This is a genomic window from Leeia sp. (genome assembly GCF_041909055.1).
GTDB lineage: Bacteria > Pseudomonadota > Gammaproteobacteria > Burkholderiales > Leeiaceae > Leeia > Leeia aquatica.
The window spans coordinates 97,845-118,879 of record NZ_JAYREC010000007.1; the positions used below are offsets into that span (position 1 = coordinate 97,845).

General features: G+C 61.3%; 27 protein-coding genes. 12 read left to right on the forward strand and 15 right to left on the reverse strand.

Annotated elements, in window-relative coordinates; genetic code table 11:
- Nucleotides 1-6: 6 nt before the first annotated feature.
- From ACE3O2_RS16525 to ACE3O2_RS16575, 11 genes are all read right to left on the reverse strand, one after another.
- A complete protein-coding gene (locus ACE3O2_RS16525; RefSeq protein ID WP_374339378.1) occupies nt 7-144 on the reverse strand; it encodes a hypothetical protein in 138 nt (45 codons plus the stop codon).
- Entirely contained in the window at nt 120-365 is a 246-nt protein-coding gene (locus ACE3O2_RS16530; RefSeq protein WP_168878534.1) for a BolA family protein, read from the reverse strand. The genes ACE3O2_RS16525 and ACE3O2_RS16530 overlap by 25 nt, the downstream gene beginning before the upstream one ends.
- 20 nt (nt 366-385) lie before the next feature.
- On the reverse strand, nt 386-1,141 hold the full coding sequence (locus ACE3O2_RS16535; protein ID WP_374339381.1) for an ABC transporter permease: 756 nt from the start codon (nt 1,139-1,141) through the stop codon (nt 386-388).
- Complete coding sequence (locus ACE3O2_RS16540; RefSeq protein ID WP_374339383.1) at nt 1,138-2,049, reverse strand: ABC transporter ATP-binding protein; 912 nt, start codon at nt 2,047-2,049, stop codon at nt 1,138-1,140. Before ACE3O2_RS16540 ends, ACE3O2_RS16535 begins: the two co-directional genes overlap by 4 nt.
- 66 nt (nt 2,050-2,115) lie before the next feature.
- The gene (locus tag ACE3O2_RS16545) at nt 2,116-2,871 is read right to left on the reverse strand and encodes a VacJ family lipoprotein (protein WP_374339385.1); all 756 of its coding nucleotides are present in this window, start codon (nt 2,869-2,871) and stop codon (nt 2,116-2,118) included.
- Between the two features lie 52 nt (nt 2,872-2,923).
- The gene (locus ACE3O2_RS16550) at nt 2,924-3,229 is read right to left on the reverse strand and encodes a lipid asymmetry maintenance protein MlaB (RefSeq protein WP_374339387.1); all 306 of its coding nucleotides are present in this window, start codon (nt 3,227-3,229) and stop codon (nt 2,924-2,926) included.
- 1 nt (nt 3,230) lies between these two features.
- On the reverse strand, nt 3,231-3,812 hold the full coding sequence (locus ACE3O2_RS16555; protein WP_374339389.1) for a phospholipid-binding protein MlaC: 582 nt from the start codon (nt 3,810-3,812) through the stop codon (nt 3,231-3,233).
- 58 nt (nt 3,813-3,870) lie between these two features.
- Nucleotides 3,871-4,341 carry an outer membrane lipid asymmetry maintenance protein MlaD gene (gene mlaD / locus ACE3O2_RS16560; RefSeq protein ID WP_374339392.1) on the reverse strand — a complete coding sequence of 157 codons (471 nt, stop codon included), beginning with the start codon at nt 4,339-4,341 and terminating at the stop codon, nt 3,871-3,873.
- Nucleotides 4,341-5,132 carry a lipid asymmetry maintenance ABC transporter permease subunit MlaE gene (gene mlaE / locus ACE3O2_RS16565; RefSeq protein ID WP_168878527.1) on the reverse strand — a complete coding sequence of 264 codons (792 nt, stop codon included), beginning with the start codon at nt 5,130-5,132 and terminating at the stop codon, nt 4,341-4,343. Before mlaE ends, mlaD begins: the two co-directional genes overlap by 1 nt.
- On the reverse strand, nt 5,129-5,935 hold the full coding sequence (locus tag ACE3O2_RS16570) for an ABC transporter ATP-binding protein (protein WP_374339394.1): 807 nt from the start codon (nt 5,933-5,935) through the stop codon (nt 5,129-5,131). Before ACE3O2_RS16570 ends, mlaE begins: the two co-directional genes overlap by 4 nt.
- Nucleotides 5,936-6,040: 105 nt before the next feature.
- The gene (locus ACE3O2_RS16575; protein WP_374339396.1) at nt 6,041-8,023 is read right to left on the reverse strand and encodes a monovalent cation:proton antiporter-2 (CPA2) family protein; all 1,983 of its coding nucleotides are present in this window, start codon (nt 8,021-8,023) and stop codon (nt 6,041-6,043) included.
- Between the two features lie 129 nt (nt 8,024-8,152).
- On the opposite strand from ACE3O2_RS16575, the gene ACE3O2_RS16580 reads away from it, so the two are divergent.
- The 12 genes from ACE3O2_RS16580 to ACE3O2_RS16635 all read left to right on the forward strand — a co-directional run bounded on the left by ACE3O2_RS16580 (nt 8,153) and on the right by ACE3O2_RS16635 (nt 17,066).
- On the forward strand, nt 8,153-9,160 hold the full coding sequence (locus ACE3O2_RS16580) for an SIS domain-containing protein (RefSeq protein ID WP_374339398.1): 1,008 nt from the start codon (nt 8,153-8,155) through the stop codon (nt 9,158-9,160).
- Nucleotides 9,161-9,171: 11 nt separating this feature from the next.
- Nucleotides 9,172-9,708, forward strand: a complete 537-nt coding sequence (locus tag ACE3O2_RS16585; protein ID WP_374339400.1) for a KdsC family phosphatase — start codon at nt 9,172-9,174, stop codon at nt 9,706-9,708.
- A 2-nt stretch (nt 9,709-9,710) separates the two neighbouring features.
- A complete protein-coding gene (gene lptC, locus ACE3O2_RS16590) occupies nt 9,711-10,289 on the forward strand; it encodes an LPS export ABC transporter periplasmic protein LptC (RefSeq protein WP_374339402.1) in 579 nt (192 codons plus the stop codon).
- Nucleotides 10,273-10,839: a lipopolysaccharide transport periplasmic protein LptA gene (lptA, locus tag ACE3O2_RS16595; protein ID WP_374339404.1), complete on the forward strand. Its 567-nt coding sequence runs from the start codon at nt 10,273-10,275 to the stop codon at nt 10,837-10,839. Before lptC ends, lptA begins: the two co-directional genes overlap by 17 nt.
- A gap of 40 nt (nt 10,840-10,879) precedes the next feature.
- Nucleotides 10,880-11,602 carry an LPS export ABC transporter ATP-binding protein gene (gene lptB, locus ACE3O2_RS16600; RefSeq protein ID WP_168878521.1) on the forward strand — a complete coding sequence of 241 codons (723 nt, stop codon included), beginning with the start codon at nt 10,880-10,882 and terminating at the stop codon, nt 11,600-11,602.
- 9 nt (nt 11,603-11,611) lie between these two features.
- The gene (locus ACE3O2_RS16605) at nt 11,612-13,012 is read left to right on the forward strand and encodes an RNA polymerase factor sigma-54 (protein WP_374339406.1); all 1,401 of its coding nucleotides are present in this window, start codon (nt 11,612-11,614) and stop codon (nt 13,010-13,012) included.
- A gap of 52 nt (nt 13,013-13,064) precedes the next feature.
- Nucleotides 13,065-13,400 carry a ribosome hibernation-promoting factor, HPF/YfiA family gene (gene hpf, locus ACE3O2_RS16610; protein ID WP_168878519.1) on the forward strand — a complete coding sequence of 112 codons (336 nt, stop codon included), beginning with the start codon at nt 13,065-13,067 and terminating at the stop codon, nt 13,398-13,400.
- 141 nt (nt 13,401-13,541) lie between these two features.
- Entirely contained in the window at nt 13,542-13,994 is a 453-nt protein-coding gene (locus ACE3O2_RS16615) for a PTS sugar transporter subunit IIA (protein ID WP_374339408.1), read from the forward strand.
- Between the two features lie 3 nt (nt 13,995-13,997).
- Nucleotides 13,998-14,942, forward strand: coding sequence for an HPr(Ser) kinase/phosphatase (gene hprK / locus ACE3O2_RS16620; protein WP_374339410.1), 945 nt, complete (start codon nt 13,998-14,000; stop codon nt 14,940-14,942).
- 2 nt (nt 14,943-14,944) lie between these two features.
- On the forward strand, nt 14,945-15,823 hold the full coding sequence (gene rapZ, locus ACE3O2_RS16625) for an RNase adapter RapZ (protein WP_374339412.1): 879 nt from the start codon (nt 14,945-14,947) through the stop codon (nt 15,821-15,823).
- Between the two features lie 9 nt (nt 15,824-15,832).
- Nucleotides 15,833-16,453: a surface-adhesin E family protein gene (locus ACE3O2_RS16630; protein ID WP_374339414.1), complete on the forward strand. Its 621-nt coding sequence runs from the start codon at nt 15,833-15,835 to the stop codon at nt 16,451-16,453.
- Entirely contained in the window at nt 16,434-17,066 is a 633-nt protein-coding gene (locus tag ACE3O2_RS16635) for a flavin prenyltransferase UbiX (RefSeq protein ID WP_374339416.1), read from the forward strand. The genes ACE3O2_RS16630 and ACE3O2_RS16635 overlap by 20 nt, the downstream gene beginning before the upstream one ends.
- Before the next feature lie 25 nt (nt 17,067-17,091).
- Here ACE3O2_RS16635 and ACE3O2_RS16640 read toward each other — a convergent pair whose 3' ends face one another.
- From ACE3O2_RS16640 to flhF, 4 genes are read right to left on the reverse strand one after another with little or no spacing between them, the layout of a single operon-like run.
- Nucleotides 17,092-17,847 carry a flagellar motor protein gene (locus ACE3O2_RS16640; protein WP_168878632.1) on the reverse strand — a complete coding sequence of 252 codons (756 nt, stop codon included), beginning with the start codon at nt 17,845-17,847 and terminating at the stop codon, nt 17,092-17,094.
- A 6-nt stretch (nt 17,848-17,853) separates the two neighbouring features.
- A complete protein-coding gene (locus tag ACE3O2_RS16645) occupies nt 17,854-18,630 on the reverse strand; it encodes an RNA polymerase sigma factor FliA (protein WP_374339419.1) in 777 nt (258 codons plus the stop codon).
- On the reverse strand, nt 18,602-19,486 hold the full coding sequence (locus ACE3O2_RS16650) for a MinD/ParA family protein (RefSeq protein WP_374339421.1): 885 nt from the start codon (nt 19,484-19,486) through the stop codon (nt 18,602-18,604). Before ACE3O2_RS16650 ends, ACE3O2_RS16645 begins: the two co-directional genes overlap by 29 nt.
- Nucleotides 19,479-20,999, reverse strand: a complete 1,521-nt coding sequence (flhF, locus tag ACE3O2_RS16655) for a flagellar biosynthesis protein FlhF (RefSeq protein WP_374339424.1) — start codon at nt 20,997-20,999, stop codon at nt 19,479-19,481. Before flhF ends, ACE3O2_RS16650 begins: the two co-directional genes overlap by 8 nt.
- Nucleotides 21,000-21,035 lie beyond the last annotated feature (36 nt).

Genomic DNA, 21,035 nt, shown 5'->3' on the forward strand with positions numbered 1-21,035 from the left:
TGTGGCTCAGCCGTATCGCCACAGCAACCAGGCCACCAAGGCGATCAGCAGTGGCAGGTTGCTGAGCAAGACCAGTCCGGCCAGACCGGGTTCGCGTTTTTTCCGTCCCCGCTCCGGGGTCAGTTCGGGTTCTGTTTTTGCCATTCTTCCGGGCTGAAGGTTTGCATCGAAAGGGCATGAATCTCGGCGCGCATGCGATCACCCAGGGCCTGATAGACGCGCTGGTGCTGGCGTACCCGATTGAGGCCGGCAAATTCCGGTGACACGATCAGGGCTTCAAAGTGATGGCCATCACCGCGTACTTCCAGCCGGTCACAGGGCAGGCCAGCTTCAATATAGGCATGCAGTTGTTCGGGTGTCAGCATGAGTCTCTCCAGTATCCGGCTCAGCGGCGCAGCTTGTAGCCGGACTTCAGCAGTTGCAAGGCCAGTACCGTCAACAGGGCGGTACTGGCGAGAATGATGGTAAAGCTGGTGGTCGGCGCGATATCCGATGCGCCGATGAAACCAAAGCGGAAACCATCAATCAGGTAGAAGAAAGGGTTGAGTCGTGACAGGGTCATCCATGCGCCCGGCAGGCTGTGGGTCGAGTAGAACACCCCGGCCAGAAAGGTGAGCGGCATGATGATGAAATTCTGAAAGCCCGCCAGCTGGTCGAACTTGTCAGCCCAGATACCGGCGATCAACCCCAGGGTTCCCAGCATCAGACAGCCCATCAGTGCAAACAGCAGCGCCCACAGTGGATGGGGCAGGGCAAACGGGAAGAAGCAGATGGTGGCGACAAACACACCCGCACCGACTGCCAGTCCGCGCACTACGGCGGCCAGCACATAGGCGGCAAAGAACTCATGGTGTGCCAGTGGCGGCAACAGGATGAACACCAGGTTGCCGGTGATCTTGCTCTGGATCAGGCTGCTAGAGGTGTTGGCAAAGGCATTCTGCAGCATGGCCATCATCACCAGCCCCGGCACCAGAAAGCTGGCGTAGGGAATCTTGCCGTAGGCCTGAACATGCTGACCAATGGCGTGTGCAAAAATGGTCAGATACAGCAGAGAGGTCACCACCGGGGCGAGGATGGTCTGGGTGCTGACTTTCCAGAAGCGCAGCACTTCCTTGTAGAACAGGGTGAGGAAGCCGGTCATGCTGCCACCTGCTGTGTCTGCATCATCTGCACGAATACCTGCTCCAGCGAGGGCTGGGTGATGCTGAGGTCCTGTATGGTCAGTGCGGCGTCACGCAGGCTGTGCAGCAGGGGTTCGAGCTGAGCCACATCGTTCAGCTCAAATGCCCAGTAGCCATCGGGCTGCTGCCCCAGGCTGCGCTGACGCAATGCTTCCGGCAAGGGCTGTGCCAGCCGCAGCAAGACCTGGCGCGGTGCGGCGCGTGACAGCAATTTCTGCTTGTCTTCCAGGGCCAGTACCCGCCCCTGCTTCAACAGGGCGATGCGGCTGCACAGCGCTTCCGCTTCTTCCAGGTAATGGGTGGTCAGCACAATGGCGTGGCCCTGCCGGTTCAGCCTCTGGATAAATTCCCACAGCGATTGCCGCAATTCCACATCGACCCCGGCGGTAGGTTCGTCCAGTACGATGACCGGTGGTTTGTGCACCAAGGCCTGTGCCACCAGCACCCGCCGCTTCATGCCGCCGGACAGGCTTCGCATATTGTGGTTGGCCTTGCTGTCCAGCCCGAGGTTGACCAGCAGCTCGTCAATCCAGGCCTCATTCTGCCGCAAGCCAAAGTAACCCGACTGGAACTGCAGGGTTTCCCGCACGGTAAAGAAGGGGTCGAACACCAGCTCTTGCGGCACAATTCCCAGCTTGCGGCGGGCAGCGCGGTAGTCGCCCCGTACATCGTGCCCCATGACGTGGATGGTGCCACTGTCTGCGCGGGTCAGACCGGCCAGGATGGAAATCAGGGTGGTTTTGCCAGCGCCATTTGGGCCGAGCAGGGCAAAGAATTCGCCTTCCTGTACGGTCAGGCTGACCTGGTCGAGCGCCTGCAATGCGCCAAAGCGCTTGCTGACGGACTGGATATCAATGGCGGCAGACATGGGGTGAAGGAAAGGCAAAAACCGATTCTACCCCATTTCTGCCCCAGCGGAACGGAGGATATCTACTCAGGGTGTTGCTGGTGTGGCTGTTGCGGGTGTGGCGGGTTCCGGGGTCGGGCCGGGATCATCCTCGTCTGCCGTTGCGGGTGTGGCGCCATCCGCAGCCAGACTGGCGCGGCGCTGCAGGTAAGCGTCACGGATGAAAGCGTATTCATCCAGCCCGCCCGCCTCGCTGATCACGTGGTCGACCCCCAGCAACTGGGCGCGAACATCCAGAATGCGCAAAGCCGTGACGCCGTCACGGGTGGAGTTGTCTGGAATCATGTCCTGATACAGGGCATGCTCAGCGATCAGGTCGGTGCTGTCCCGCAAGGTGGTACTGCCCAAGAACGGCAGCACCAGGTAGGGGCCATTGCCCACGCCCCACACTGCCAAGGTCTGGCCCAGGTCTTCGTCGTGCTTTTCCAGGTCCATTTTGCTGGCGACATCCACCAGGCCAGCGACGCCTACCGTGCTGTTGATCAGCACCCGGCCCCAATCAGACACGGCCGCTTTGGGCTTGCCTTGCAGCAGGTTGTTGATGCCGATCCAGATATCGTTCAGGTTGCCAAAGAAGTTATGCACGCCATGCCGTGCAGGGGCGGGGACGACCGCGGTGTAGGCTTGGGACAGCGGGCGCAGCAAGGCTTGATCAACCGCCGTATTGAAGCGATAGATGGGGCGATTAATGCCCTCCAGCGGGTCATTCTGGTTTTGTGGGGTGGCACACCCGGCAAGGGCGGCGACCAGGATCAGGCTGGAGAGTGGTAAGCGGGCTGACATAGACGTGATGAAGCCAATGGGGATTGTATGTACTTTAGCAGGGTTTGCAGGATCAGTCGCTGGGGCCCGGCTGGGGGCTGTGCCGCAAGTCCGGCAGGTGGTAGAGACTGATCAGCTGGGCCAGATTGCTCGGGATATGCGCGATGGTCAAGGTGGTGCGTGCTTCATTGGCCAGCCGATGTGCATGCAGCAGCAGGCTGACCGCTGACGAATCCACTTCCGTGACCTGCGCGCAATCCAGTACCAGTGCATCCTGGTTATGGCGCAGGGCTTCCGCAAAAGCCGAGCCGAGCGCGGTTACCGTGCTGAGGGTAACCCGCTCGGGCAGAAACAAGATCTGGCCTTCGCGCTTGAGCATGTCAGCTACCCGTGGCCCCTTTGGCCAATTGCTGATTACGGTCTGTCAGCTGCTTGATCAGGCCATCCACGCCGTTTTGCGAGATGGACTGGTTGAAGCTGTTACGGTAAGTGGTAACGATGGATGCGCTAGCCACCATCACGTCAAACACTTTCCAGCTATTTCCGCTGGGTGACAGACGGTAGTCAATGGTAATCGGTTTCTTGCCACTGACCATCACCTCGGTCAGTACCGTGACCTCACCGTTGTCACTGACGGCGGTGACGGGTTTGACATTGATGGCTTCGACCTTGTTGGCCGTCAGGGCGTTGGCGTAGCTGTAGATCAGCAGGGTTTTGAACTCCTGGGTCAATGCCTGCTGTTGCTGCGGGCTGGCACTGCGCCAGTGCTTGCCGACGGCAAGCCCAGTCATCCGGGTAAAGTCGAAGTGGGGCAGTACCCGGGCCATGATCTGGTCGCGCACGGCTTTCTCGTTGCCGGCACGGCTTTCACGCTTGAGGATGGCCAGCACATCATTGCTGGTGGATTCCACGAAGGTCTCGGCCGGGTGAGCGGCGAAGGCCAAGGAACTACATAGCAACATGCAAACGGCAAAATATTTTCTGAGTGCGGCAAACAACATCATGAAACGTCCTGTTCGGTCAAGGCGACGGTTTGGCGTCCGCTGCCTTGTTCATTATAAGTTGGCTGATCAATTGTTCCAGTACCAGTGCATCACTGACATACTGGATGCGACCACCCGATTTCAGATTAGTTGCCTCGGCCCCGGTCGCCAGACCGATGTACTGCTCACCGAGCAGGCCAGAGGTCAGGATCTCGGCCGAGGTGTCGGTGCTGAAAGCGGCGGTGGTATTCAGGGTTAGGGTGACATCGGCCTGATGGGTTTTGGGGTTGAACTGGATGCGGTTCACCCGGCCGATGACCACGCCCGAGCTTTTGACGGGGGCGTTGACTTTGAGGCCCCCAATGTTATTGAACGATGCGTTCAGTATCAAGCTGGGTTCATCGCCAAAGCCGGCCGGATTGCTTACCTTAAGGGCAAGAAACAGCATGGCTCCCATCCCGGCTGCCACCAGCAGACCCACCCAGGTATCCATCACGGATTTGTTCATCAGGCATTTCCTTGAAACATGAAGGCAGTCAGGATGAAGTCCAGCATCAGGATGACCAGTGAAGAGGTCACCACGGTGCGGGTTGTCGCAGCGGACACCCCTTCTGCGGTGGGGTGCGCATCATAGCCTTCAAACACGGCAATGAAAGAGACCGCAATCCCGAAAACTGTACTTTTGATCAGGCCATTGAGCAGGTCATGCTGCCAGTCGACATTGGCTTGCATCTGCCCCCAGAAAGCACCGGCATCAATGCCGATGACCGGCACGGCAATCAGATAGCCGCCAAGGATGCCGATCATGTTGAACAGGCTGGCCAGCAGCGGCATGGTCAAGACACCGGCCCAGAAACGCGGCGCGACCACACGTGCGACGGGTTCTACCGCCATCATTTCCATCGCACGCAGTTGCTCGGTGGCTTTCATCAGGCCGATTTCTGCGGTCATGGCTGAGCCCGCACGGCTGGCGAACAGCAAGGCGGCCAGTACCGGCCCGAGCTCTCGGGTCAGGGCCAGGGCTACCACGGTGCCAACGCCATCTCCGGAACCAAATCGCTTCAGGGTTTCGTACATCTGCAGGCCCAGTACCATGCCGACAAACAAGGCAGAGACGCTGATGATGACCAGCGACAGCACACCACTGAAATACATTTCACGCACGGTGAGCGAGAAGCGGCGCAGGCTGGTGCCGGACTGGCGCAACAGAAACAGCATGAAGCGGGTGGCAAAGCCCAGGCGCTCAATCATGCGCCGGGTGCGGCCGCCCAGCAAGGTCAACGGCTTGAGCGGGTTCATGGACGCAGCCCCAGTTCACTGAGGTAGTCCCCCGCCGGGACATGAAAGGGAACCGGGCCGTCAGGTTCGGCGTGGATGAACTGGTGCACGAAGGGGTCGTTCTCCTGCAGGATGTCAGCGGGCTTGCCTGCGGCCACGATGCGCCCCCGTGACAGGAAGTAGACATGGTCCACCAGCTGCAGGGATTCCTGCACATTATGGGTCACCAGAATGGCGCCGGTGCCCAAGGCATCGTTCAATTCGCGGATCAGTTTGGCAACGGTACCCAGGGAAATGGGATCCAGCCCGGTAAACGGCTCATCATACAGCATCAGCAGCGGGTCAAGGGCGATGGCACGGGCCAGCGCCACCCGTCGTGCCATGCCACCGGACAGCTCGTGCGGCATCTGGCGGGCGGCACCGCGCAGGCCCACCGCATGCAGCTTCATCAGAACCAGGTCACGCACCATGACTTCGGGTAAATCAAAGTGCTCGCGTAAAGGAAAGGCAATGTTGTCGTAGACCGAGAGGTCGGTGAACAGGGCGCCAAACTGGAACAGCATACCAATCTGTTTGCGCATCGCGTACAGCTGGCGATGGTTGAAACCGAGCGTGCTCTCGCCATTGAAGCGGATTTGCCCCTGCGACGGCTGCAGTTGCCCACCAATCAGACGCAGTAGCGTGGTTTTGCCGCTGCCGCTGCCGCCCATCAGCGCGATCATCTGACCTCGCTCAAGACGCAGGCTGACCCCTTGCAGAACGGGGGTGAGGCCATAGCTGAAGCTGACGTCGTTCAAATCCAGGAGCGGAGCGGAAGGGCGCAAAGGTATTACCTGATCGTGGGGTCGGCTGCAATTCTAACGCAGAAAGCCGGGACATAGCCTAAATGCGCGTCAGGCAAAATGGTAAAAAAGGGTAACCAAAGATGCTTACGGCCCTTGCAGCAGATAGCGCTCGGCGGCGGCCAGATTGTCGGCGCGGCCCAATAGAACCAGCGTGTCCTCAGCCGCAATGCACAGGTCGGGTGTCGGGGTGAGCTGGCCGCCTTGCCGACGCCGTACCGTCCGGATGGATACTTCGAAAGGGCTCAAGTCCAGCTCGGCCAATGGTTTGCCCGCTGCATGCGCGTGCTCGGGCAGGGTGACGGAATGGAGCTGTGCTTCACGCCAGTCCAGGCCGTCATGGCTGTCGCTCTCACCGACGAATATGCCCCGGAACAAGGCATACTGTTGCTCCCGCGTGTCGCGGATGCGGCGCAGTACGCGGGAGAGGGGCGTGCCCAGCAGCATCAGGGTGTGGCTGGCCAGCATCAGGCTGCCTTCGAGGACTTCGGCCACCACTTCGGCAGCGCCGGCCTCCCGCAAGTGCTCGACTTCCCCTTGCCCCTGGGTGCGGACGATCACCGGCAGGCCAGGTTGCAGACTATGTACATGGCTGATGATCTTGCGGGCCTGGTGGGTGTCATCAAAGGTCACCACCACTGCCCGGGCACGTTTCAGCCCGGCGGCCAGCAGGGCTTCACGCTTGCCGGCGTCACCAAACACCACGGTTTCGCCTGCGGCAGTCGCTTCGGCGACCCGCTCCGGGTCAAGATCCAGCGCCATGAAGGGGACGTCTTCCTGACTGAGAATGCGGGACAGGTACTGCCCACTGCGGCCATAGCCACACAGGATGACATGACCGTCGTGTTCCATGCTCTGCATGGCGATGCGCGTCAGCTGCAGCGACTGGCTCATCCATTCGGAACGCACCAGTCGCAGCACCAGCTTGTCGCTACGCTGGATCAGCAGCGGCGCGGTGAACATGCTGAGCACCATGGCGGCCAGCAGACCTTGCTGAATGGCGGGTGGCAACAGGCTGTGCCCCTCGGGTGTGGCCAGCGCCAGCAACACAAAGCCGAACTCACCCGCTTGGGCCAGGTGCAAACCGGTGCGCAATGCCACTCCACTCGGGTGACGGAAGAGTCGGGACAGACCGCTGATGATCAACAGTTTGCCCGGCTGCAGCAGGGCGAAGAACAGCAGCACCCATGGCCAGACATGCCACAGCTGGCGCAGGTCCAGCCGCATGCCGATGGTGACGAAAAACAGTCCCAGCAGCACATCGCGGAACGGGCGAATGCTGTCTTCCACTTCAAAGCGATACTCGGTTTCCGAGATCAACATGCCAGCGAGGAAGGCCCCCAGCGCCAGCGACAGCTGCGCCAGCGAGGTCAGCCAGGCAATGCCCAGTGTGACCAGCAAGACATTGAGGATGAACAGTTCACTGGAGTGTTGCCGTGCCACCAGATGAAACCAGCGGCGCAGCAGCTTGTCGCCAAAATAGAAAATAGCGGCCAGCACCACCACGGCCTGCAGAGCTGCAATACCCAGCTGCTTAAGCAGGGCGGGTCCGCTGGGTGCCAGGGTCAGTGCCGGCACCAGGATCAGCAAGGGCACCACTGACAAATCCTGGAATAGCAACACCCCAAATACTTGCCGGCCATGGGGGCTGTCCAGCTCACGGCGCTCACTCAGTAATTTGCTGACTATGGCGGTGGAGGACATCGCTAGGATGCCCCCCAGCGCCAGCCCGGCTTTCCAGTCCAGTTGCAGCAGCATGGCCAGCAGTGGGGTGATCGCGAGGCTGAGCAGGACCTGTGCGCCACCCAGTCCGAGCACACTGCTGCGCATGCTCTTCAGACGCGACAAGCTGAATTCCAGTCCGATGGAGAACATCAGGAACAGGACACCCACCTCCCCGAGGATCTCGGTGCCTTCGCTTTCCGGCATCCAGTGCAGCAGATGCGGGCCGATCAATACCCCAACCAGCAGGTAACCCAGAATCGGCGGCTGCTTCAGCAAACGGCAGGCCACCACCACCAGCACCGCAATGGCCAAGAGCAGCAGGACGGGTTGCAGGGCACCACTCATGGATTAGGCCAAGGGTCAGGTTGCAGACCATTTCAGCTTAACACAGCTCATGCGACAGCCAAGCAATAATCCGGCCAGATGCCGTGTGTACATTGGGAGGGCGCGCGCATGCTGCTATACTGTGTACCCATGAGTGATTATTCCTCCCTGTCCGCCATGCCGGCGGATGACGATTCCTTGCTGGCGACGACGCGGCGCGTATTGCGGGTCGAGGCCGAGGCGCTGACCGCACTGGCCGATCGGCTGGATGGTCAGGCGCTGCGAGCTTTGCAGGTGCTGCGGGATTGTCGTGGTCGAGTGGTGGTCAGTGGCATGGGCAAGTCCGGCCATATCGCGGGCAAGATTGCGGCGACCTTGGCGAGTACCGGTACGCCCGCATTTTTCCTGCACCCGGCAGAGGCCTGCCATGGCGACTTGGGGATGCTGACCCAGGATGACGTGCTGCTGGCGCTGTCCTACTCCGGCGAGAGTGATGAACTGCTGGCCCTGTTGCCCTATCTGAGACGGCAGAAGATTCCGCTGGTGGTGCTCACCGGTAATCCCGGCTCCAGTCTGGCCAAGGCCGCCGAGGTGGTGCTGGATGCCGGGGTACGGGAAGAGGCCTGCCCATTGGGGTTGGCGCCCACCACCAGCACCACGGCTGCACTGGCTCTGGGTGATGCACTGGCGGTGGCGCTGCTGGAATGGCGCGGGTTTGGTGCGGATGACTTTGCCCTGTCACACCCCGGTGGACGCTTGGGACGACGCCTGCTGATTCAGGTGGCTGACCTGATGCATGCCGGTGAGCACTTGCCGGTGGTGCGCATCAGCGATGTGTTGCCGCAGGCGCTGGAAGTGGTTACCCGCAAGCGTCTGGGGTTTGCCGCAGTGCTGGATGACACGGGAGCCCTGGTAGGCATCTTTACCGATGGCGACCTGCGGCGGGCGGTCTCCCGCTTTGCGGATTTGCGCAGCGTGACCGTGGGGCAAGTCATGACCCCGAAGCCACGCTGTGTACAGGCGGATACCCTGGCCGTCGAGGCGATAGCCTTGATGGAACAGGCACCCAAAATCACCAGCTTGCTGGTGCTGGATGAACAACAACAGCTGGTCGGCGCCATACACCTGCACGACCTGCTGAATGCAGGCTTGCTGTGAGCCGGAACACAATGACTGATCTTTCCCCAGAACTGCGTAGCAGAGCCCAGGCCATACGGCTGATGGCATTTGATGTTGATGGCGTGTTGACCGATGGCAAGCTCTATCTGAACGACGCTGGCGAAGAAATGAAAGCCTTCAATACGCTGGACGGGCACGGGCTGAAGATGCTGCAGGCCAGCGGTGTGGCGGTGGCCATCATCACCGGACGTCGCTCGCGTACGGTGGAACTGCGGGCGACGAATCTCGGCATACCGCACGTGTTTCAGGGCGTGGAAGACAAGCGCAGCTGTTTTCTGGCGCTGTTGGCTGAGTTGCAGCTGAGCCCGGCACAGGCCGGTTTCATGGGTGACGATGTAGTGGATTTGCCGCCCATGCGTAGCAGTGGGCTGGCGGTGTCTGTGCCGGCAGCACCGGCGGTGGTGCAGCAGCATGCCCACTGGGTGACCCAGCGGGCGGGTGGCGAGGGCGCGGCGCGGGAACTGTGTGAGCTGATCATGGCCGCGCAAGGTACGCTGGATGCGCAACTGGCGCGGTATCTGGACTGAGCATGCCACAGTTCCTCAAGGGTGCGCCCTGGTTTCTGGTGCTGGTGCTGGCCTTGCTGTCCGGACTGGCTGCCTGGCTCGAACGCGTGGTCAACGCGCCTGCCGCGGCACGAGATGGCAGCAGCCGGCATGACCCAGATTACATCATTGAGCAGTTTGAAGCCCAGCGCTACGGACCCGCCGGCAATCTGGAATACCGCCTTACCGCAGCGCATCTGGAGCACTATCCGGATACCGACAGCAGCGAGCTGCGCGATGCGCGCCTGGTGCAGATGCTGCCGAATCAGCCACAGCTGGTGATTGTGGCCAGCCGGGCGACGCTGGACCGGAGCCAGAAGCGGGTCATCTTCAATGAAGGTGTGATCATTACCCAGGCCGCCTGGCAAAAGCAGCTTCCCATTACCCTGACCACACGCAACCTGACGGTATGGACAGACCGCAAGCTGGCACAGACGGAAGCACCGCTGCAGCTGGTGCAGGGCAGCAGCAGGGTGGATGCCGTAGGGATGGTGATGGATCAGCAGGCGCGCAAGATCACCTTGAAACATCATGTGAGGGCAAATTATGTACAAGCGAAGTAAGGGGTGGCTGGCGTCCGCCTGTGGCCTGATGTTGCTGTCGCTATGGGCGCACGCCGAGACGGCTGACCGGGACAAACCCATCAATATCCAGGCAGATACCGTGACGCTGGACATGAACAAGGGTACCCGGCAGTTTATTGGCAATGTCCTGATCGTGCAGGGCACCCTGCGGGTGCAGGCCGAGCGGATTGATGTGACCACCAATGATGTGGGCGACATGAAAGCCGTTGGCGTGGGCCGGCCGGTGCAGTTCCGCCAGAAGCAGGACAATGTGGATGAGTATGTGGAAGGGTATGGCGACCGGATGGAGTACGACAGCGCCAAGAACCAGCTGCAACTGCTGGGCAACGCCCGGGTGAAGCGGGGGCTGGATGAGGTGAAAGGGTCCAGCATCTTTTATGACTCGGTCACGCAGCAATATTCCGTCAAAGGCGGCGCCAGTACCACCACCAGCCCTGAAGGGGGCGGCCGGGTCACGGTGACCATTACGCCGAAGCCGCGCCCCGCTGCGCCAGCTGCGACCCCGACGCCCGCTCCGGCACCCCAATGACAGCCGGGCGCAGGGGCCCGCATACTGGTATGATGATTTCATGAGCAAGCTGCGCGCAGAACAATTGCAGAAACGCTACCGCGGACGCACCGTGGTGCATGATGTCAGCCTCTCGGTAGAGAGTGGCGAGGTGGTCGGTCTGCTGGGCCCCAATGGGGCAGGCAAAACCACCAGCTTCTACATGATCATCGGTCTGGTGCCCGCCAATGGCGGGGCGGTGTATCTGGACGACAAGGACATGCGCCACTGGCCGATTCACCGCCGGGCGCGTGCCGGGCTGGGCTATTTGCCGCAGGAGGCTTCCATTTTCCGCCGCATGACGGTGGCGGAAAACGTGCTGTCCATTCTGGAGCTGCACGAGCCCAACGAAAAGAAGCGTATGGCACGGCTGGAAACCCTGCTTGGCGAGCTGCACGTGACCCACTTGCGTGACCAGATGCCACAGAGCCTGTCAGGGGGGGAGCGCCGACGGGTGGAGATCGTGCGGGCACTGGCCAGCAACCCCAAGTTCATCTTGCTGGATGAGCCGTTCAACGGTGTGGACCCGATCGCCGTGGCCGATGTGCAGCGGATGATCGGTTTTCTCAAGGATCGCGGCATTGGCGTGCTGATCACCGACCACAAGGTGCGTGAAACGCTGGATATCTGCGACCGGGCCTATATCATCGCCGAAGGCAAGGTGCTGGCCGATGGTCACCCGGAGCAGCTGGTTGCCAATGAGGCGGTCCGCAAGGTGTATCTGGGTGAAAGCTTCACCCTGTAGCGGGCAGCAATGAAACCGACCCTGCAACTCAAGCTGTCACAACAGCTGACCCTGACACCGCAGCTGCAACAGGCCATCCGCTTGCTGCAGCTCTCCACGCTGGACATGCAGCAGGAGCTCGATCAGTTCATCGAACTCAACCCGATGCTGGAACGGGCTGATGGGCCGGATGATGTTGCGGAGCCTGTGGCGGAAGGCGATTCGGTCGAGCTGAATGACGCCTGGCAAGCCGCAGGCGAGGCACTGGGCGAGCTGAGCTGGGCCGCTGCGGGCAATGGCAGCCCGGACGATGAGGATGAAGAGCGGGACTGGATGCAGCAAACGCCGGAGTCCATCTCCCTGCGCGAGCATCTGCTGGCCCAGCTGGGGGAGATGAAGCTGCCCCAGCGCGATGCAGTATTGGCCAGCCTGATCGTGGAGGCGCTGGATGAGGACGGCTACCTGCTGGGCGGGCTGGAGGAGCTGATCGACCTGGGTCCGGACGAATGGGAGGTCGACGAAGAGGAATGGCGCATCGCGCTGCGCTATGTGCAGCATTGTGAGCCCGCAGGAGTCGCCGCCCGCGCATTGCCTGAATGTCTGCAACTGCAACTGCTGCGTCTGCCGGATTCCGACGTACGGCAGATGGCCCTGACCTTGGTACTTGATCATCTGGACTTGCTAGGTGCGCGAGACTATACCAAACTGAAGAGACGGCTACAGTGCGATGACGACATGCTGCGGCAGGTGCAACAGCTGATCGGCAGCCTGGATCCGAAGCCGGGGCGCCCCTTTTCGACGGAGAAACCACGCTATGTGGTGCCGGATGTGGTGGTGGTCAAGCAAAAAGGTAAATGGGTGGCGCATTTGAATGCCGATGCCGTCCCCAAGCTGAAAGTGAACCAGTTGTACGCCAGTATCCTGACCCAACATCGCGGTGCCGACGGCAAGGGCTTGCAGGAGCAACTGCAGGAGGCGCGCTGGATGGTGAAAAACGTGCAGCAGCGTTTTGCCACCATTCTTCGGGTATCGCGAGCCATCGTTGAGCGGCAGTGGCGTTTCTTCGAGCATGGTGACGTGGGCATGGTCCCCTTGGTGCTGCGCGAGATTGCAGACGAGCTGGACTTGCACGAATCGACTGTCTCCCGTGTCACCAACCAGAAATATTTGCTGTCCCCCCGCGGAATTTTTGAACTCAAGTACTTCTTTGGCAGTCGATTAGAGACAGATACCGGTGGTGCCTGTTCGGCCACAGCCATACGGGCGCTGATCAAGCAATTGATACAAGCGGAGGACCCAGCCAGACCCTTGAGTGATAGTCAGTTGTCGGACATGTTGGCAAATCAGGGGGTAGTGGTTGCTCGCCGCACGGTGGCGAAATACCGTGAAGCGATGCACATTGCACCCGTCAATCTGCGCAAGGCGCTATAGGGCAGAGCCGGTTGAGCGGTGTCTGACCCGAGTTTTCCCCAGGAGGTAAACCATGAATCTGACCATGAGCGGACACCATCTTGAGATCACCCCGGCCATCCGGGAATACATGACCTCCAAGCTGACGCGGGTGACGCGCCACTTTGATCATGTGCTGGACGTGAATGTGATCATGTCGGTGGACAAACTGGTCCAGAAAGTGGAGGCCACGCTCCATGTGCGCGGTAACGACATCTTTGCCGAATCAAGCGACAGTGATCTGTACGCAGCCATTGACGCCCTGATCGACAAGCTGGACCGTCAGGTCCTGAAACACAAGGAAAAGCGGGCTGATCGTCGCCATGATGGCGGTTCGTTGAAGCATCTCCATGGTGAGGCGGCTGAATAAGCGTCGCGCCGAAGCGGTGCAAACAGGAGTACAATGCCACGGCGAGGCAGGGGTTCCCTGCCTCGCCGTTTTGTTTTGCACCGTACCCGAGGGGGATGCCCTCCCGAGGTGGAGCGTGCCGCCCACTGGCGAGCCTAATTCATGAGTTTTTTACACAAGATATTGCGTCCCGGCCATGTTGTGCTGGATCTGGATGTCAGCAGCAAGAAGCGGGTGTTTGAGCAGGTTGGCCTGCTGGCCGAGAATGACTACCAGATTGCCCGCAGCAAGGTGACAGACAGCCTGTTTGACCGGGAAAAACTGGGGTCAACCGGTCTTGGACAAGGTGTGGCCATTCCGCATGGACGGATCAAGGGTCTGAAAGAGGCGGTCGGCATTTTCGTGCGTCTGAAGGCGGCCATCCCGTTCGATGCTCCGGATGGCAAGCCGGTGCAACTGCTGTTTGTGCTGCTGGTGCCGGATCATGCCAGCGAGCTGCATTTGCAGATCCTGGGCGAGCTGGCTGAGCTGTTCTGTAGCCGTGCGCTGCGCGAGCAATTGCTGCAGTCGGCGGACCCGGACCAGGTTTACCGCATGCTCAGTGGACAGGAATGATCCATGCCTCGTATCAGCGTTGCCCAACTGTATGACGACAATCGTGAGAAGCTCGATCTCAGCTGGGTTGCGGGGCGCTCCGCCACCGATAGCAGCCTGTCGAATGACGACGTAGACCGTGCTTCGCTGGCCCTGGTAGGCCACCTGAACTTCATTCACCCCAACCGCATCCAGGTGCTGGGTCTGGCGGAGATGAACTATCTGCGCAGCTTGAACTTTCCCTCGCTGCATGCTTCCATTACCCGCTTGTTTGCCAACCCGATGGCGGCCATGATCGTCGCCAATGGCGAACAGGTACCGCCCATCCTGATCGAATTCTGCGAAAAGCATCAGATCCCGTTGCTGTCCTCCCCGGAGCACAGCCCCTACCTGATGGATGTCTTGCGGGCCTATCTGGCCAAAGCCCTGGCGGTGTCGACGACCCTGCACGGCGTATTCCTGGATGTGCTTGAAGTGGGTGTGCTGATCACCGGTGAATCGGCCATGGGCAAGAGCGAGCTGGCGCTGGATCTGATCAGTCGCGGCCATGGTCTGGTGGCGGATGACATTGTCGAGGTCTACCGGGTGGCGCCGGAGCTGCTGGAAGGGCGCTGCCCGCAGCTGCTCAAGGATTTTCTGGAGGTACGCGGTCTCGGCATCCTCAATATCCGTACCGTGTTTGGTGAAACCGCCATCCGCCCGCGCAAGACCCTCAAGCTGATCATCCATCTGCAAAAAGCCAGCGGTGAAAACCTGGCCGCGCTGGACCGGCTGGAAATGGACGCACAGACGCAGGATGTGCTGGATGTGCCGGTGCGCAAGGTGGTGCTGCCGGTGGCGGCCGGGCGTAACCTGGCGGTACTGGTGGAAACCGCCGTGCGTGCCTATATCCTGCAATTGCGGGGCATTGACAGCACCCGTGAATTCATCGAACGGCAGCAGCGCCTGCTGGAAGCGGGAGGGGAGTAAGCGTGGTCGAGCTGCAGAACAAGGACTTCCAGCTGGTACTGCTGTCTGGACTGTCAGGGTCCGGCAAGAGTGTGGCGCTGGCGGTGCTGGAGGACTCCGGTTACTACTGCATCGACAACCTGCCGGCGCATTTCCTGCCGCAAGTGGCCGAGTTTCTGGCGGCGCAAGGCTACCAGCGCGCCGCGATCAGCATTGATGTCCGCAGTGGCCACAGCGTCTCATCCCTGCCGCAATACTTGCAGGCTTTGCGTATCGGTGGGCTGGATGTGCGCCTGCTGTTTCTCGAGGCGCGCACGGAGACGTTGGTCAAACGCTTTTCGGAAACCCGGCGGCGGCACCCGCTGTCGGAAGGGCAGCGTACCGTGGCCGAGTGCATTGAACTGGAGCGCGAAGAGCTGTCTGATGTGGTGGATTTTGCCCACCACATTGACACCAGTGACATGCAGGCCAATACCTTGCGGGCCTGGATCAAGCTGCTGGTGGGCGTGTCGCGCAGCGAGCAGTTGACGCTGGTCTTCCAGTCCTTTGGCTTCAAACATGGTATTCCGCTGGATGCTGATCTGGTGTTCGATGCCCGCGCCTTGCCCAACCCGCATTACGATCCGCAATTGCGCCCGCTGACCGGCAAGGACCAGCCCGTCGCGGCGTTTCTGCAGGCCGCGCCTGCGGTGCAGACCATGTATGAAGACATCCGGTCGCTGGTCGAGAAATGGCTGCCCGCCTATCGTGAAGAGAATCGCAGCTACCTGACGGTGGCAGTGGGTTGTACCGGTGGTCAGCATCGCTCGGTCTATCTGGTGGAAATGCTGGGGGCCTGGTTCCGTGCCCAGCAGACCGTACTGGTGCGGCATCGGGAGCTGCACGATAGCCGTTTGCTCTAGGGGCCTGTGATGGTTGCCCATGGCTTGGCACGCTGCAAGACCCTGCTTACGGCCATGGTGCTGGCTGGACTGACGACTTCCGCCCAAGCGGCGGACTGGCAGCGGCTGCCGGTGGGGGGCGATACCGCGATACACAGTTTTGATGCCAGCAAGCTGGTGTTCGAGCTGGATGAGGTCAGCTACTGGCGGCGGGTGCAGTTTGCCACACCGGTGGAAACTGCCAAGGGCAGCGTGGTGACCGCCTTGTTTCGCGAGCGTATTCAGTGCAAGGTGCACACCATTCTGCAGCTGAACTGGCTGCTATATGATGGGCAAGGACGCTTGCTGGATCAATTGCCCGCCAGTGAAACCGATCCTCATCCGATTGTGCCGGATTCGATAGGGGATGCCTTTGCCGAGAAGCTGTGTCCGATGCGACCGGTCAGCCCCAACGCGCCGGGTGCCTCGGATGATACGGGGTTGACCGTGGTACCCCGCAAGCCCTTGACCCCGGTGCCTGCACCCAAAGCGCCCCTTGCGCCGAGCAAACCGCAACTGACACCTGCCAAACCGGCAACACCCCCTGCGCCTGCCCCGAATGGGGCCGATAACCTGATTGTGATTCCTGGCAATGGCGAACCCAAACCCTGACCCGCAGCCGCCCTATACCGTTTGTGTTGCGCTGACCGGTGCGTCCGGCATGCCGTATGCACTGCGACTGATTGAATGCCTGGCCGAGCTAAAGGTCCGCCAGTACGTCCTGACCTCACAGGCTGCCCAGGTGGTGCTGCGGCAAGAGCTGCCCGACCTGGCGGTCCCGGGGCGGGCTGCGGAGCTGGCGGACTGGCTGCGACAGCGCTATGCGGTAGATGAGGCCTTGCTGCAGGTCTTCGGGCGGGAGGAGTGGTTTGCCCCGGTGGCCAGTGGCTCCAACCCGGCGGACGCCATGGTGGTGTGCCCGTGCAGCATGGGCACACTGGCGGCCATTGCCATGGGCAGCAGTGATAACCTGATTGAACGTGCGGCGGATGTGATGATCAAGGAGCAGCGCAAGCTGATCCTGCTGCCACGTGAAGCGCCGCTCTCTGCCATTCATCTGGAAAACATGCTGAAGCTGGCGCGGCTGGGGGTGGTGATCATGCCACCGGCCCCGGGCTTCTACCATCATCCCAAAACGATTGAGGACCTGGTGGATTTCATGGTCGCCCGCCTGCTGGATCATATGGGCTTGTCTCACCCGATGATCCGCCGCTGGGGCCACTGACGACGGTGTGCTGGAGGTCGGCCACTCAGCGGGGGCTGCCGAGGTAGCCGCGCAGCTTGGCCTCAATGATGCGCGGGTTCTCGCCATTGGCAATGGCGCACAGCCCTTCAATATACATTTCCCGCTGTACGCTTTCTTCCTGCACCAGCTGCTTCAGTTTGTTGGCGATGGGCAGGAACAACAGGTTGGCCGAGCCGACGCCATAGATGGTCGCCACGAAGGCAACGGCAATGCCCGCGCCCAGTTTGGACGGGTCCGACAGGTTTTCCATCACGTGGATCAGGCCCATCACCGCGCCGAGAATGCCGATGGTCGGGGCATAGCCGCCCGCAGACTCCCACACCCGTGCTGCACGCTTGGCGTTGTCCTGCCGGGTTTCCAGCTCGATCCACAAGGTCGAGCGCAAGGCATTCGGCTCCACGCCGTCGACCAGCAGTTGCAGGCCTTTGCGGTTGAAATCATCCTTTTGGTCGGTGATGCGGGGTTCCAGTGCCAGCAGGCCGCCGCGACGTGCCAGCTGGCTCCAGGTCACCAGATTATTGAGCAGGGCAGGCAAATCGTACTGCGGTGGGCGTACGATCCAGCGCAGCATGCGCACGCCCTGCCAGAAAATGGGCAAGGGATATTGCAGCATCACGGCCCCGGTGGTGCCCCCCAGTACAATCAGAAAAGCGGTCAGCTGCAGCAAGGAGCCAATATGGCCGCCTTCGAGCAACTGGCCGCCCAGGATGGCGACAAAAGAGAGCAGGATGCCGGTGAGGCTGAGGTAGTCAAAGCGCATGGGGGGTCAGTTCCGGCGGGGTTCGCTCAGCCACTCGCGCATGCAGGCCCGTAAACGACTGATGGCCTGGGTGTGCAACTGGCTGACGCGTGATTCGGTTACGCCCAATACCTCGCCGATTTCCTTGAGGTTGAGTTCCTGTTCGTAATAGAGGCTCATCAGCAATTGTTCCCGTTCCGGCAGGCGGCGGATGGCATCGATCAGTGTCTGGCGGAAGCCGTCTTCTTCCAGCAGGGTATGCGGGTTGGCGGCATGGTCGGGCAGCAGGCGGTCGATCAGCGGGTTGTCATCGTCCACCGCAAAATCATCCAGATACAGCAACTGATGCCCGCGCCCATCATCCAGTGTTCTTTGCAAATCGGCAAGGGGCATGCCGAGATGGCGGGCGAGCTCCGACTCGCCTGCCGGGCGACCCAGCTGGTGTTCCAGCTGGGTCATCGCGGATTCCACTTCCTTTAACTGGCGGCGAACCTGGCGTGGCAGCCAGTCGAGCTGCCGCAGTTCGTCGAGCATGGCGCCGCGAATGCGCTGGCCTGCAAAGGTTTCGAACTGCACGCCCAGTGTCTCGTCAAAATGCTGTGCAGCTTCCATCAAGCCCATCAAACCCACCTGGATCAGGTCATCCACTTCTACATTGGCGGGCAGCCGTACCATCAAATGGTGTGCGATCCGCTTGACCAGCGGGGCCAGAGCGGTGACCCGTTGTGCAATCAGATCCTGTGGGCTGGGTTTGTACATGGCGGGATAAGGCGTTTCACGGCTGCTGTGACGGGAGAAAAGCACGGTTGCACTCGATCCAGCGGTGTACAAAGGCATCGGGAGGCGTCAGGCTCACCGGCACCAGCCGCTCCAGTACCTCGGCCAGCTGCAGGCAGGCATGGCTGGCCTCGGCATCCGCAAAGGCAGGCATGAGTGGTTGCAGCAGGTGATTGGCACGATGCAAGGTTTCATCCTCCGGCACAAAGCCCAACAAGCGCACGTCGGCCTGGGTATGGCGGCGTGCCACGCGGGCCACCCGTTCGAACAGCTGTTTAGCCGCGGTGTAGTCCGGCGCACGGTTGACCAGCAGCAGGAAATCCCGCTTGGCAAAATCGCGGCTCAATAACTTGATGAAAGTATAGGCATCGGTAATGGCTTCTGCCCGGTCTGCCAGCACAATCAAGCGTTCATCGGTTGCCAGTGCCATGCTGGGCTGGTCGGGGCTGTGTATGGGTGCGGCATCGACCAGCAGAAAATCCACATCCGCCAGCAGGTCGGCAAACTGTTGGGCAAAGCGCGCTTCGCCGTCGGCGTCCAGTCGTGCCAGCTGGCTGGGTTGCACCGAGAGCGGCAGGATCTGCAAATCGGTCGCGGCATCCAGGACCAGGCTCTCCAGTGGTGCGTCGCCTCGCAACACGTCGCCCAGACGTTGGCGGGCACGCATACCCAGCCGCGCCGCGACATTGCCGGAGCTGTTGAACTCGTCGATCACCAGCACCCGGTTGCCACGATGTACCAGCGAGGTGGCCAGGTTGATGACCAGACTGGTTTTGCCAATGCGTCCCCGGCCTCCGATCAGGCTGATACTGCGCTGGCTGCGCGCTTGCATCAACTGGCGCAGGCCGGTGGCCTGATCCTGCCGCCACCGAGCTTCAGCCAAGCGACGGGCCTTTTCGGTTGGAGCGCAGCACCTGGGCCAGTGGCGTCATGGGTGCGGCGGGCGCGGCCGCAGGGGCTGGTGCTGCTGGCATCGCTTGATGGTTGCTGGGCTGTGCCGCCATGTACAGCGGGTATTCTTCTTGCCGCAGGGCAAAGGTGTCGCTGTCGGCCTGATTCTTGAAGGCGCGGTCGATCAGGTAGAGTGGATTGGGCAGGTGCAGGTCTTCCGGCACGCGCTGGCCATTGGTGACATAGTGCAGGGGCAGGCGGTAGCGCAGAATGGCGTCCAGGCTGGCACCCAGGCTGAGTGACTCATCAATCTTGGTCAGCACGCAGCCGATCAGGCCGTGCGCGTGCTCGCCGCTATAGCGCCGCACCACATCGTCCAGCGTGCCGGCCTGGGTGTTGGCCGCCATCAGTAGTAGTCGCTGGATGCGCTCGCCCTGGCCGCTGAGCATGGCAATCTGCTCCACCAGCCGCTGGTCGCGCTGGCTCATGCCGACGGTGTCGATCAGGATCAGGTGGCGGTTGGTGAGATCGGCCAAAGTCAGTTGCAGGTCATCCTCATCCTTGACCGAATACACCGGCACATTGAGGATCTTGCCGTAAATGCGCAACTGATCGTGGGCACCGATCCGGTAGCTGTCGGTCGAAATCAGCGCAACATGCTGCGCGCCGTATTTCAGGGTATAGCGTGCGGCCAGTTTGGCCACGGTGGTGGTTTTTCCCACCCCGGTCGGGCCGACCAGCGCCAAAACACCGCCCCGATCCACCAGCTCGTCTGCGGCGGTGCTGACCTGCAGTTGCTGCTGCAAGGATTGGCGCAACCATTTGTTGATCTGGCTGCCGTTGAGCCCCGGTGGCAGGGGCTCCATCAATTCGCGAGCCAGCCGGGGGCTGAAGCCTGCAGCCAGCATCTGTCGCAGTGCATCCAGTCGTTCCGGATGCTTCTGGCTGAACTCGCCCCAGGCAAAACCGGCCAGCTGGCCTTCCAGCAGCGCGCGCAGCATGCGCACTTCATTGAGCACGTCTTCCTGTGCCGGGTCGGGCCGGGCGGCAGCGGGCGTGGCAGCAGGCGGTGCTTCAACCGGCTGCGTGGCAGCTTCGCCATCATCCAGCCATTCCGGCGCGACGTAGCGCTTGGGGGCAGGCGGGGGCGCTGCGCGCGGGGGGGCTGAGTGGCTGATCAGGAAGGGTTCTTCCCGATCCAGGGCTGGAGAAGGTTCACGGCCACGGCGGCGGGTCACCTGCGGCCAGTCGGGCTCGCGTGCCTGCAAGGCGGCATCTGCCTGTGGGGCGTGTACCTGGGCCGTGCGGTCCTGTGGTGTCGCCGGGGCCAGCTGCCCTGGCCCGCTGGTCAATTGCGCCACATCGGTGTCGGCGACAGCCATGATCTCGATCCCGCCCCCCGGTACTTGCCGGTTGGACAGGATGAGCGCATCCGGGCCCAGTGCATCACGCACCTGGCGCAGCGCCTCACGGGTATTGTTGCCGTAGAACTTTTTGACCACCATGGTGCGCACTCTAGCCGATGGCTGCCAGAACGGGAA